The 12,188-nt window shown below is 71.3% G+C and carries 12 protein-coding genes; 8 read left to right on the forward strand and 4 right to left on the reverse strand.

The window, feature by feature from the left end; genetic code table 11:
• Positions 1 to 2: 2 nt before the first annotated feature.
• From DVS28_RS00385 to DVS28_RS00400, 4 genes are read left to right on the forward strand one after another with little or no spacing between them, the layout of a single operon-like run.
• Entirely contained in the window at positions 3 to 806 is an 804-nt protein-coding gene (locus DVS28_RS00385; protein WP_425461059.1) for an enoyl-CoA hydratase family protein, read from the forward strand.
• Positions 806 to 1,948: an acyl-CoA dehydrogenase family protein gene (locus DVS28_RS00390; RefSeq protein WP_114589686.1), complete on the forward strand. Its 1,143-nt coding sequence runs from the start codon at positions 806 to 808 to the stop codon at positions 1,946 to 1,948. The genes DVS28_RS00385 and DVS28_RS00390 overlap by 1 nt, the downstream gene beginning before the upstream one ends.
• 3 nt (positions 1,949 to 1,951) lie before the next feature.
• Complete coding sequence (locus tag DVS28_RS00395) at positions 1,952 to 3,574, forward strand: AMP-binding protein (protein ID WP_114589687.1); 1,623 nt, start codon at positions 1,952 to 1,954, stop codon at positions 3,572 to 3,574.
• Positions 3,571 to 3,984: a RidA family protein gene (locus tag DVS28_RS00400; RefSeq protein ID WP_216826305.1), complete on the forward strand. Its 414-nt coding sequence runs from the start codon at positions 3,571 to 3,573 to the stop codon at positions 3,982 to 3,984. Before DVS28_RS00395 ends, DVS28_RS00400 begins: the two co-directional genes overlap by 4 nt.
• A gap of 57 nt (positions 3,985 to 4,041) precedes the next feature.
• Here the strand turns inward: DVS28_RS00400 and DVS28_RS00405 are convergent, their stop codons facing one another.
• Positions 4,042 to 4,260, reverse strand: coding sequence for a dodecin family protein (locus DVS28_RS00405; RefSeq protein WP_114593909.1), 219 nt, complete (start codon positions 4,258 to 4,260; stop codon positions 4,042 to 4,044).
• A gap of 166 nt (positions 4,261 to 4,426) precedes the next feature.
• Here DVS28_RS00405 and DVS28_RS00410 point away from each other — a divergent pair, with 166 nt between their 5' ends.
• Both DVS28_RS00410 and DVS28_RS00415 read left to right on the forward strand, forming a co-directional pair.
• Entirely contained in the window at positions 4,427 to 5,200 is a 774-nt protein-coding gene (locus tag DVS28_RS00410) for a cyclase family protein (protein WP_114589688.1), read from the forward strand.
• Positions 5,197 to 6,834 (forward strand): thiamine pyrophosphate-binding protein, encoded by a 1,638-nt coding sequence (locus tag DVS28_RS00415; RefSeq protein ID WP_114589689.1) that lies wholly within the window; start codon positions 5,197 to 5,199, stop codon positions 6,832 to 6,834. Before DVS28_RS00410 ends, DVS28_RS00415 begins: the two co-directional genes overlap by 4 nt.
• An 80-nt stretch (positions 6,835 to 6,914) precedes the next feature.
• On the opposite strand, the gene DVS28_RS00420 is transcribed toward DVS28_RS00415, so the two are convergent.
• Together DVS28_RS00420 and DVS28_RS00425 are read right to left on the reverse strand one after the other, a co-directional pair.
• Positions 6,915 to 8,000 (reverse strand): cell wall-binding repeat-containing protein, encoded by a 1,086-nt coding sequence (locus tag DVS28_RS00420; protein ID WP_164709736.1) that lies wholly within the window; start codon positions 7,998 to 8,000, stop codon positions 6,915 to 6,917.
• Between the two features lie 126 nt (positions 8,001 to 8,126).
• Positions 8,127 to 8,465 carry a YnfA family protein gene (locus DVS28_RS00425; RefSeq protein WP_114589691.1) on the reverse strand — a complete coding sequence of 113 codons (339 nt, stop codon included), beginning with the start codon at positions 8,463 to 8,465 and terminating at the stop codon, positions 8,127 to 8,129.
• A 44-nt stretch (positions 8,466 to 8,509) separates the two neighbouring features.
• Between DVS28_RS00425 and DVS28_RS00430 the strand changes: the two genes are divergently transcribed.
• Both DVS28_RS00430 and DVS28_RS00435 read left to right on the forward strand, forming a co-directional pair.
• On the forward strand, positions 8,510 to 9,526 hold the full coding sequence (locus DVS28_RS00430; protein ID WP_114589692.1) for a hypothetical protein: 1,017 nt from the start codon (positions 8,510 to 8,512) through the stop codon (positions 9,524 to 9,526).
• 222 nt (positions 9,527 to 9,748) lie between these two features.
• Positions 9,749 to 10,462, forward strand: a complete 714-nt coding sequence (locus tag DVS28_RS00435; protein WP_114589693.1) for a hypothetical protein — start codon at positions 9,749 to 9,751, stop codon at positions 10,460 to 10,462.
• A gap of 231 nt (positions 10,463 to 10,693) precedes the next feature.
• On the opposite strand, the gene guaB is transcribed toward DVS28_RS00435, so the two are convergent.
• Entirely contained in the window at positions 10,694 to 12,160 is a 1,467-nt protein-coding gene (gene guaB / locus DVS28_RS00440) for an IMP dehydrogenase (protein ID WP_245973573.1), read from the reverse strand.
• Positions 12,161 to 12,188: the final 28 nt, after the last annotated feature.

Raw genomic sequence — 12,188 nt, forward strand, 5'->3', positions numbered from 1 at the left:
CGATGTCCGACCGCACCCCCGAGCACTTCCTCTGGGAGACCGACGGCCGTGTGGCGGTGATCCGGCTGGACCGACCCGAGCGGAAGAACCCGCTGACCTTCGACAGCTACGCCGAGCTGCGCGACACCTTCCGCGACCTCGCCTACGCCACCGACATCGACGTGGTCGTGCTGGCCTCCAACGGCGGCAACTTCTGCTCCGGCGGGGACGTGCACGACATCATCGGCCCGCTCGTCGGCATGGACATGGCCGGCCTGCTGGCGTTCACCCGGATGACCGGGGACCTGGTCAAGGCCATCATCGGCTGCGGCAAGCCGGTGATCGCCGCGGTCGACGGCACCTGCGTCGGGGCGGGCGCGATCCTGGCGATGGCGGCCGACATGCGGCTGGCCACCCCCGAGGCCCGGACGGCGTTCCTGTTCACCCGCGTCGGCCTGGCGGGCTGTGACATGGGCGCCTGCGCGATCCTTCCCCGCATCATCGGCCAGGGCAGGGCTGCCGAGCTCCTGTACACCGGCCGGACGATGACCGCCGAGGAGGGCGAGCGCTGGGGCTTCTGGAACCGGCTGACCGCCGCGGAGGACCTGGACCGCGCCGCGCTCGAGCTGGCCCACCGGCTGGCCGACGGACCCACCTTCGCCCACGGCATCACCAAGACCCAGCTGAACCAGGAGTGGTCGATGAGCCTCGAGCAGGCCATCGAGGCCGAAGCGCAGGCCCAGGCCATCTGCATGCAGACCCGCGACTTCGAACGGGCCTACTCCGCCTTCGTCGACAAGCAGCGACCGGTCTTCGAGGGCAACTGATGGCCGATCGCAGCTTCCTGTCCTGGCCGTTCCTCGACGACCGCCACCGCGACCTCGCCGACCGGCTGGAGGAGTGGTGCACCGCCAACCTGCCGGTGGACCACACCGACGTCGACGCGGCCTGCCGCGACCTGGTGCGCCGGCTGGGCGACGACGGCTGGCTGGCCCACACCGCGGCCGATGCCGGCGACCGCTTGGACGTCCGCACGTTGTGCCTTGTCCGCGAGACCCTCGCCCGCCACGACGGGCTGGCCGACTTCGCCTTCGCGATGCAGGGCCTCGGGGCGGGGGCCATCACCCTGTTCGGCACCGACGCGCAGCGGGCGTGGCTGGACGAGACGCGGGCGGGCCGTGCCATCGCCGCGTTCGCGCTCAGCGAACCCCGCTCCGGGTCCGACGTGGCCGGCATCGAGACCACCGCGACACCCACCGGCGACGGCTGGCGGCTGGACGGGGAGAAGACGTGGATCTCCAACGGCGGCATCGCCGACCTGTACGTCGTGTTCGCCCGCACCGGTGAGGCGCCCGGCGCCCGCGGACTGTCGGCGTTCGTCGTGCCCGGCGACGTCGACGGCCTGGAGGTCGTGGAACGACTCGAGACGATGGCGCCGCACCCGTTGGCCCGCCTCCGCTTCGACGGCGTCTCGGTGTCCGCCGACGCCATGATCGGTGACGCCGGCGCCGGCTTCCGCATCGCCATGTCGGTGCTGGACGTCTTCCGCGCCAGCGTCGGCGCCGCAGCACTCGGGTTCGCCCGCAGGGCCCTCGACGAGTCGCTCGCCCGTGCCCGTGACCGGGTCCTGTTCGGCGCCCCGTTGGCCGACCTGCAGATGGTCCAGGGCCACCTCGCCGACATGGCCCTTGCCGTCGACTCGGCGGCCCTCCTCGTCTACCGCGCCGCGTGGACCAAGGACTCCGGTGCCGCCCGGGTCACCCGTGAGGCGGCCATGGCCAAGCTGTTCGCCACCGACGAGGCGCAGAAGGTCATCGACGCCGCCGTCCAGCTGCACGGCGGCGACGGCGTCCGGGTCGGGTCGGTCGTGGAGCAGCTGTACCGCGAGATCCGTGCGCTGCGGATCTACGAGGGCGCAAGCGATGTCCAGAAGGTCGTCATCGCCAGGCAGGTCCTGGCAGGAGGGTGAGGGATGCTCGGAGCCACCGCACACGTCGACACGTTCACACGGGACAACCTGCCACCGCCCGATCAGTGGCCGGACTTCCTGCTGGACCACCTGGACTACCCCGAGCACCTCAACGCCGCGGTCGAGCTGACCGATCGCATGGTCGAGCGAGGCTTCGGTGACCACACCGCCCTGATCGGCAACGGCCGCCGCCGCACCTACAAGGAGCTGTCGGACTGGACCAACCGGCTGGCCCACGCGCTGGTCGAGGACTACGGCGTGCAGCCCGGCAACCGGGTGCTGCTGCGCTCGGCCAACAACCCGGCGATGGTGGCCTGCTGGCTGGCCGTCACCAAGGCCGGCGCCGTTGCGGTCAACACCATGCCGTTGCTGCGCGCCACCGAGCTGACCGCGATCGTCGACAAGGCCGAGATCGCCTTCGGCCTCTGCGACACGCGGATGATGGACGAGCTGACGGCGTGCGCGAAGGACAGCCGCTTCCTGCGCAAGGTCATCGGCTTCGACGGCACCGCCAACCACGACGCCGAGCTGGACCGGATCGCCCTCGGCAAGGACGTGCGGTACGAGTCGGTGGACACCGGCCGCGACGACGTGGCGCTGCTGGGCTTCACCTCGGGCACGACCGGCACGCCCAAGGCGACCATGCACTTCCACCGCGACCTGCTGGCCATCGCCGACGGGTACGCCGCCGAGGTGCTGCAGGTCACCCCCGACGACGTCTTCGTCGGGTCGCCGCCGCTGGCCTTCACCTTCGGCCTCGGCGGCCTGGCGATCTTCCCGCTGCGGTTCGGCGCCACCGCGACGCTGCTGGAGAACGCCGCCCCGCCCAACATGATCGAGATCATCGAGACGTACGGCGCGACGATCTCCTTCACCGCCCCGACGGCCTACCGGGTGATGCTGCGGGCCATGGAGGAGGGGGCCGACCTGTCGTCGCTGCGCTGCGCGGTCTCCGCCGGCGAGACCCTCCCCTCCCCGGTCTTCGAGGAGTGGGTCGAGCGGACCGGCAAGCCCCTCCTCGACGGCATCGGCACGACCGAGATGCTGCACATCTTCATCTCCAACCGGCTGGACGACGCCACCCCGGCCTGCACCGGCCGGCCCGTCACCGGGTACGAGGCCAAGGTGGTCGGCGACGACATGCAGGAGCTGCCGACGGGTGAGGTGGGACGGCTGGCGGTGCGCGGGCCGACAGGGTGCCGCTACCTGGCCGACGACCGGCAGGCCGGCTACGTCCGCGACGGCTGGAACCTGACCGGGGACTCCTTCAGCCGCGACGAGGAGGGTCGGTTCCACTTCGCCGCCCGCAACGACGACATGATCATCTCCGCCGGCTACAACATCGCCGGTCCCGAGGTGGAGGCGGCGCTGCTCGGCCATCCCGACGTGGCGGAGTGTGCGGTGGTCGGGGTCCCCGACGAGGAGCGGGGCCACATCGTCCAGGCCCACGTCGTGCTGACCGACGGCGTGGACGGCGACGACGCGTGCGTGCTGCGGCTGCAGACCCACGTCAAGGCCGCCATCGCGCCGTACAAGTACCCGCGCTCGATCGAGTTCCACGACGCCCTGCCGAAGACCCAGACCGGCAAGATCCAGCGCTTCCGGTTGCGAGGGGAGATCCGTTGACCGAGCGGTCCACGTCCCTTCCCGAGCCCCTCCATCCGGCGGGGTGGCGGCGTGCGGTGGGCTATGCCAACGGCATGGTCGCTGAGGGGCGGCAGGTCCATGTCGCCGGGCAGATCGGCTGGACCGGCGACCAGGTGTTCGAGACCGACGACTTCGTCGGACAGGCACGTCAGGCGATGCGCAACATCGTCGCCGTGCTCGCCGAGGCCGACGCCGGCCCCGAACACCTCGTCCGGTTGAACTGGTACGTGGTGGACAAGGCCGAGTACCTGGCTGGCGTCCGCGAGCTCGGGGCTGCCTACCGCGAGGTGCTGGGCGACCACTACCCCGCGATGACGCTGGTGCAGGTGGTCGCGCTGCTCGAGGACCGGGCGCGCGTCGAGATCGAGGCGACGGCCGTTGTGTCCTGAGGGCAGGGACCCGCAGGCGGACCCAGCGGCGCGGTGCCGTGGGGCCGCCTGCCGATGTCAGCTGGCGTCGTCCTCGTACTTGAACGAGACGTTGACCTTCGCGCGGTAGTGCGTGACGGCGCCGTCCTCGAGGACGAGGTCGAGCTCGGCGATCTCGGCGACCCGCAGGTCGCGCAGCGAGGAGGACGCCCGTTCGACGGCTGCTGACGCAGCCCGCTCCCAGCTCTCGGTGCTGGTGCCGACCAGCTGGATGACCTTGTAGACGCGCTCTGTCATGGTGGAGCCCTTCGTACTGGCGCAACCGGTGTCACGCCAACGACCAGCCGACCGCGTGCGGACCAGCCTGTCAACATCGATCGAGACGATCGGGACGTCGGCACGCACCTTCGGCATCCCCTAGGGTTCGCCGCACCACGGGGACCCGCTGATCCAAGGAGCTGTCATGTCCGTACTCGCGAGCCTGGTCGACGCGCTCGGCAACGGATCGATCGAGGTGGTCGACCTGACCGCCCCGCTGTCGTCGGACACCCCCCTCCTCGAGCTGCCGCCGGAGTTCGGGCAGACCGCCCGGTTCGAGCTGGAGGAGATCAGCCGCTACGACGACCGTGGCCCGGCCTGGTACTGGAACAACTTCCGTACCGGTGAGCACACCGGCACCCACTTCGACGCCCCCAACCACTGGGTCACCGGCAAGGACCTGGCCGACATCGGCTCGGTGACCCCGTCGGCCTTCGTCGCGCCGGCCGTCGTCCTCGACGTCACGGCCGAGGTCGAGCAGGACCCGCACTTCCTCGTCGAGCGGTCCCACCTCGACGCCTTCCAGGACGAACACGGTCCCTTCCCCGCCGGTGGCTGGCTGCTGTGCCGTACCGGCTGGTCGTCGCGCACGACCCAGGAGGAGATGCTCAACAACACCGACGTCGGCCCCTCCTCACCCGGGATGAGCCCCGAGTGCGCCCGCTGGGTCGCCGAGGAGTCGGTGCTGCAGGGCATCGGCGTGGAGACCGTCGGCACCGACGCGGGCGCCGCTCACTCCTTCGACCCGCCCTTCCCCTGCCACTCCTTCCTGCTGGGCAACGACAAGTACGGGCTGGCCCAGCTGCAGAACCTCGACCGGCTTCCCGCGACGGGTGCGGTCGTCATCGCCCCACCGCTGAAGATCGTCGGCGGGTCCGGCTCGCCGGTGCGCGTCGTCGCCCTCGTCGAACGGTCGTGAAGGTCGCCGAGGCGCTCGGCCGGGCGTTGGTGGCGGAGGGGGCAGGACAGGTCTTCGGCGTCGTCGGCTCGGGCAACTTCCACATCACCAACGCCCTCGTCGCCGCGGGGGCACGGTTCGTTGCCGCCCGTCACGAGGGCGGGGCGGCGACGATGGCCGACGCCTACAGCCGGATGGGTGGTGGCGTCGGGTTGCTGAGCGTGCACCAGGGCTGCGGCCTGACCAACGCCATGACCGGGATCGCCGAGGCCGCCAAGAGCCGCACGCCGCTGCTCGTCCTGGCCGCCGAGGTCACCAACCGCCAGTCCAACTTCTGGGTCGACCAGACCGCTCTTGCGGAGTCCGTCGGCGCGGTGTCCGCACGCATCACGTCCGCCGACACCGCCGTCGAGCAGGGGGTGGCCGCCTTCCGACGGGCACGGGACGAACGTCGCACGGTCATCCTCAACCTGCCGTTGCCGGTCCAGGACATGGAGGCCGGGCACGGGGCGACCAGCCGGAACCCCGACACGCACCCGGAGGCGTCGTCGGTGATCCCGAGTGACGAGGACGTCGCGCTGCTGGTGGCGGCGCTGCGGGACGCCGAACGTCCGGTCTTCGTCGCCGGCCGCGGATCGCGTGGCCCCGGCTGCCGGGAGGCGCTGGAGGCGCTGGCCGACCGGACCGGTGCGTTGGTCGCCACGTCCGCGGTGGCCAAGGGCCTGTTCAACGGCAACCCGTGGTCGCTGGACGTCTCGGGCGGCTTCTCCTCACCGCTGGCCGCCGAGCTGATCCGCGACGCCGACCTGATCGTGGGGTGGGGCTGCGCGCTGAACATGTGGACCACCCGCCACGGCCACCTGATCGGCGAGGACACCCGTGTGATCCAGGTCGACCTCGAGCGCAGCGCCATCGGGGCGTGGCAGGACCGTGCCGAGGGGGTCATCGGCGACGTCCGTGCCACCGCCACGGCCGCCCTCGAGGAGGTCACGGCCGCCGACGGCTATCGGCGCGAGACCATTCGGGACCGCATCGCCGCGGAGGTCCGCTGGCGCGACGTGCCCTACGACGACGAGGGCACCGAGGACCGCATCGACCCGCGGACACTCACCATCGCGCTGGACGACCTGCTCCCGGCGGAACGGATCGTTGGCGTCGACTCGGGCAACTTCATGGGCCACCCCAGCATGTTCCTGTCGGTCCCCGACGAGCAGGGCTTCTGCTTCACCCAGGCCTTCCAGTCCATCGGGCTGGGGCTCGCAACCACCATCGGGGCCGCGCTGGCCCAGCCCGACCGCCTGCCGGTCGCGGCCGTCGGCGACGGGGGCCTCCTCATGGGGGTGTCGGAGCTGGAGACCGTCGCACGGCTCGGCCTGCCCATGGTCGTCGTCGTCTACAACGACGAGGCGTACGGCGCAGAGGTCCACCACTTCGGACCTCATGGGCACGAGCTGGGCACCGTGGAGTTCCCCCCGACCGACATCGCCGCGGTCGCCCGTGGCTTCGGCTTCGAGGCGACCACGGTCCGGGTGCCGTCGGACCTGGCGCCGGTTCGTGCATGGTTGGACGGCCCGCGTGACCGGCCCCTCCTGATCGATGCCAAGGTCATCAGCCAGGCGTCGTGGTGGCTCGAGGAGGCCTTCGCCGGCCACTGACGTCCACGGCGTCGTCGGGGGTGGACACGACGACGCCCCGACCAACGGTCGGGGCGTCGTGAGCTGGATCGAGCTTGGTGCTAGTCGACCTCTTGGTCGGCGGCGTGACGGGCCATGGCTGCCACCTCGTCCGAGACCAGGTCGGTCGGTCCGAAGGTGATGATCGTCGACGGCTGGTTGTCGTACAGGTAGTTGAACGGCCCGTCGGGGATGGAGTCGGTCTGCACGTAGACCAGGGGGGCGTCGGTGACGGAGGCGGCGGCACCACCGGTGAGGGCGTAGACCCATCCGTCGGGGAAGAAGCCGTTCACGAGGCCGACCGAGGCCGTGCCGCCGCCGCGAACCTGGTACTCGTTGGCGATCGCCACCGAGGTCTCGTCGCGGGTCGAGCCCGAGATACGGACGATGCTGGCGGGGTCGGGGGCGTTGGCCCGCAGCTCCTCCTCCACTCCCTGCGAGAGGGCGCCGGTGCCGCCGAGCAGGGTCACCCGGTCGAAGAAGGTGATGTCCCGGGCGAACAGGAAGTCACGGACGGCAGGGTGCAGCGCCGTGCCCTGGGTGACCAGGATGGGGACGTTGAAGCGGCTGCCGTAGGCCCCGGCGGCTGCCGAGTCGGCGAAGTTGTCGCTGCGGGCGACCATCGCCTCGACGTTGCCGTTGGTGCGACCCTCGATCACCTGGGCGACGACCACGGAGGTTTCCACACGAGACGGGCCCTCGAGTCGCTCGACACACCAGCCCTGGATGCTGATCTCCTCAGCCGCCGCGAACGACACGGCGTTCGGGCCGCCGAGGATGTAGACATCGGCCGGCTGGTCGTCGCAGTTGGGACCAGCGTTGGGGGCAAGGAGGGTGTTGATCTCCTCCAGCACCTCTTGGCGGATGGGGGCGTCCGGGCCCCCGTCGGTCAGCAGCAGCGGACCGCCCACGGTGCCGGCCAGGGCCGATCCGCCGAGGTTGTCGGCAAAGTCGTCGTTGCGTCCGACGACGAGCGTGTCGACGGTGCCGGGCCCGAAGGTGCTGGCCGACACCTCGATCGAGGCCAGCGAGGGGTCCAGGGAGTCGGCGGTGCGGAGGTCCTGGGCTGCGGCAGGTGCCGCGAGGAGGGTCGTTGCCAGCGCGCCGGCAAGGACGGCGCGGTGACCGCGCCGAAGGGTGAGGGTCAAGTGAGGGACAGCTTTCTGGTTGGTGATGCTGGGGGACTGGCGGAACGTAGGCCCAGCCGTGCGGTCAACGCACGCGGTGTGCACCTGGTGGGACAGTCGACCGTTCACTGCCGCGGGCTCCGTCGGTCAGGCCGACCGGGGCGCGTACATGATCACCGCGACGCCGATCAGGCAGACCGCGGCGCCGATCAGGTCGTAGCGGTCGGGCCTGAACCCGTCCGCCAGGACGCCCCACAGCAACGATCCGGCGACGAACACGCCGCCGTAGGCCGCGAGGACCCGTCCGAAGTTGTTGTCGGGCTGCAGGGTGGCCACGAAGCCGTAGCCAGCCAGCGCCAGGATGCCCGCACCGACCCACACGAGGCCACGGTTCTCGCGTACCCCCTGCCAGACCAGCCACGCCCCACCGATCTCGAGGACGGCCGCGGCCAGGAACAGCAGGATCGAACGAAGGGCGTCGGGCATCGCCGGAACGTAACAGCGGGGCGGGCCGCGGCTACGGTCATCCGATGCCGAACCGCCCCACGCCCCCGGAGACCACGTCCATCATCGCCCTGCTCGAGGCGCGATCGTCGGTCATCCGCTACATCGGCCAGTCGGTGGCGCCCCGCCCGACGTTCGTCCGCCACGCCCGCGGCCACGCCAAGGACTTCCGCCGGGTGGTACTCCACGAGGCGGTCGAGGTCGGCGACGTGGCCGCCTACCACCAGCAGGAGGAGATCGCCCACGCCGTCCGTGCGGGGCATCCGTTGCTGAACGAGCAGGGGCTCCCGACCAACCTGATGACCGAGCCGACGGTGCGGGCCGCCCGAGACCGTGCGCTCGAGGCAGTCGCGGCCGGCGACGGCACGCTCGACGACCTGCCTGCCCAGCTCGAGGCCGATCGGGTGATGTGTGCATTCCAGGCCGAGGCGCGGACGTCGGGTGTGACGCAGCCGCTGGCCCACCCGACGTGGCGGCTGGACGTCCGGCCCGCCCGGACCGGCACCGTCCCGGTGGGGTTCGCCGACATCGTGGAGGACCCCGTGGCGCAGGCGCCGCTGCTGGACACGTCGGCGCTGGACGACCGGGCCGCCGCCCTCCTGCGTCGCTTCGCCGTCGTGCGAACCGCGGAGGGCCTCCAGGCCATCGCCGACGGGTACGCCATGTGGGCAACGGGCCAGCGGGCCCGGAACAACCGCGACGCCACCGCCGCCCGGTTCGTCCGCGACGGGCTCGCCGAGCTGCGCATGCCCCGCCGCGACCTCGGGGCCATCCTCGACCGGCACCTCCCGGGCGCCACCGACCGGCTCGTGGACATCGACGGCATGGAGATCGGACGCCGGGACTCCCTCGTCCTGATCACCGACGACGCCGACCGGCTGGACACCCTGGCCACCGCGCTGATCGGCATGGCCGTCGACGTCGACGCCTCCACCGCCAAGCCGGTCCGCCAGCGCACGACCAGCCACGACACCCAGCAGGTCCTGCTCCGGGCCTCCCAGGCGATCGTCCTGGCCGACGAGCTCCGCCGGGCCAGGGCCTGACCCGCGTGTCGCCTCAGTCGCGCCGTGCGCGACTGGTCCGACACGCCTCCGATGCGTGTTGTCTCAGTCGCAGGGGGCTCGACTGGTCCGACGCACATGGGAGGGTCCGCCGAAGTCAATACCCGCCGGCGGGTAGGCACTGCGAGAGGTGAACGGCGTCCGGTTGGCGAATGACCCGCTGGTGACCGAGGACCGATCCCGGTCCCTTCCCAAGGAGCATCCATGCGTGTTGCCCTCAGCGTCGTCGCGCTCTTCCTGGTCACTGCCCTCGGGCTGCCGGCCGGCGCGGTCGAACCAGCCCCCCACATCACCGACCCGGCCGGTGACGCCAACGCCATCAACGGTCAGGGCCTCGTCACCGGCAGCGCCGCCCAGGGCACGTCGACCCCCGTCGGCTATGCACCTGCCGACCTCCTCGCCGTCCGCTACGCCACCGCCTACAAGGCCGTGCCGGTCGGTGGGGACGGCCTCACCTACGTCCAGTCCGGGCTCGAGGCACACATCACCACGGCGGCCCCGGCCACCAGCGCCGGCCCGACCCTGATCTACCGGCTCAACGTCGAGGTCGGCAGCTGCGGCGGCTTCGTGCAGTACTACCTGAACGGGCCGGCCAGCGGACCCACCGACGGCACGACCCTGGAGTTCCGCCAGTTCGCCAGCCGCGGCTGCGCGGCCGACGCCACCATCCGGCCGGCCGGCTGGTACGCCTCGGTCACCGGCAACACCCTCGTGTTCCACATGCCGCTCAGCGGCCTGTCCGGCGCGGACAGGAGCAACTTCTCGGTGGGCCGTTCGGTGGTGACCTCGACGGCGGAGGTCCGCACCCAGCTCGCCGCCCTGACCGCCCCGGCGATCGACCTGACCGCCCCCGGGACCACGTTCGTCATCGGGTCCGACCGACCGGCCGACGTCCCGTGCACGGTGGGCTGCCCGTAGGCCACGGCTCGAGCTGGCTCCCGCCACACAACGACCGGCCCCGAACCGGGACCGGCCGTTGTCGTCTCAGTCGCGTTGGCCTCGACTGGCACGACACACCTCGGAGGTGTGTTGCCTCAGTCGCAGACGGGTCGACTGGACCGACACGCCTCCGATGCGTGTTGTCTCAGTCGCAGGAGGGTCGACTGGTGCGACACACCTGGGGGTGACCGGTCCGACACGCCCGGGGGGTCAGCGTTCGCCGGGCTGGTAGTTGGGGGCCTCGTGGACGACGTCGAGGTCGTGGACGTGGCTCTCGCGAGACCCGGCGGCGGTCTGGCGGACGAAGCGGGCCTTCTCAGCGAGCTCCACCAGGTTCTGTGCACCGACATAGCCCATCCCGGACCGCAGGCCGCCGATCAGCTGACCGGTGACGTCGGCGACGGGGCCGCGGTATGGCAGCAGGCCGGACACACCCTCGGGCACCATCTTCTCGGGCTTGCTGCCGGAGTCCTGGAAGTACCGGTCGGCCGAGCCGGCGCGCATGGCGTCCAGCGACCCCATGCCGCGGTACTCCTTGTAGCGACGGCCACCGGCCAGGACCAGCTCGCCGGGGGACTCGTCGGTGCCTGCCAGCAGGTTGCCGACCATGATCGCGGTGGCGCCGGCGGCCAGCGCCTTGACCATGTCGCCTGAGAACCGGATGCCACCGTCGGCCACGGTGGAGACGTCCAGGTCAGCGGCAGCCTCGGCGGCCTCCATGACGGCGGTCAGCTGGGGCACGCCGACACCGGTGACGATGCGGGTGGTGCAGATCGAGCCCGGGCCGACCCCGACCTTGACGACATCGGCGCCGTGGTCGACACAGGCGCGGACGGCGTCCGCCGTCGCGACGTTGCCGACCATCAGCGCGGTCTCGGGGTGGCTGGCCTTGACCTTGGCGGCGAACTCCAGGATCCCGGTGGAGTGACCGTGGGCGGAGTCGATCGCCAGCAGGTCCACGCCGGCGTCGACCAGCGCAGCCGCGCGATCGAGCATGCCGTCACCGACGCCGATCGCCGCTGCGGACAGCAGCCGACCCTTCAGGTCCTTGGCGGAGTTCGGGTACGCCCGGATCTTCTCGATGTCCTTGAACGTGAACATGCCGACCAGCCGACCGTCGTCGTCGACGATCGGCAGCTTCTCCACCCGGTGGGTCTGCATCAGCTTGCGAGCCGTCTCGAGGTCCGTGCCGACGGCCGCGGTCACGAGGCCCTCGGAGGTCATGTAGGTGGAGACCGGCTTGGCGGGGTCGGCGTCGTCGCGCAGGTCTCGGTTGGTCACCACGCCGAGCAGCCGGCCGTCGGTGCCGACGACCGGGAAGCCGGAAATGCGATACCGACGCATCAGCTCGTGGGAGCGGGACACCGGGTCATCGGGGCCGAGGGTGACGGGGCCGGAGATGAAGCCGGACTCCGAACGCTTGACGCGCTCGACCATCGAGGCCTGCTCCTCCACCGTGCAGTTCTTGTGGATGACCCCGATGCCGCCCTGGCGGGCCACGGCGACGGCCATCTCGCCCTCGGTGACCTTGTCCATCGCCGCCGACAGCAGGGGCACCCGCAGGTTCACGCCCTGGGCCAGCTCCACCGCCACGTCGACGTCACGGGGGAGGACCGAGGAGGGTCCGGGGAGGAGCAGCACGTCGTCGTAGGCGAGCGCCTGGGGGATGTCAGCCACCACTGTCGGATCCTTGATTGGGGGAGGA

The organism is Euzebya pacifica (genome assembly GCF_003344865.1).
Lineage (GTDB): Bacteria > Actinomycetota > Nitriliruptoria > Euzebyales > Euzebyaceae > Euzebya > Euzebya pacifica.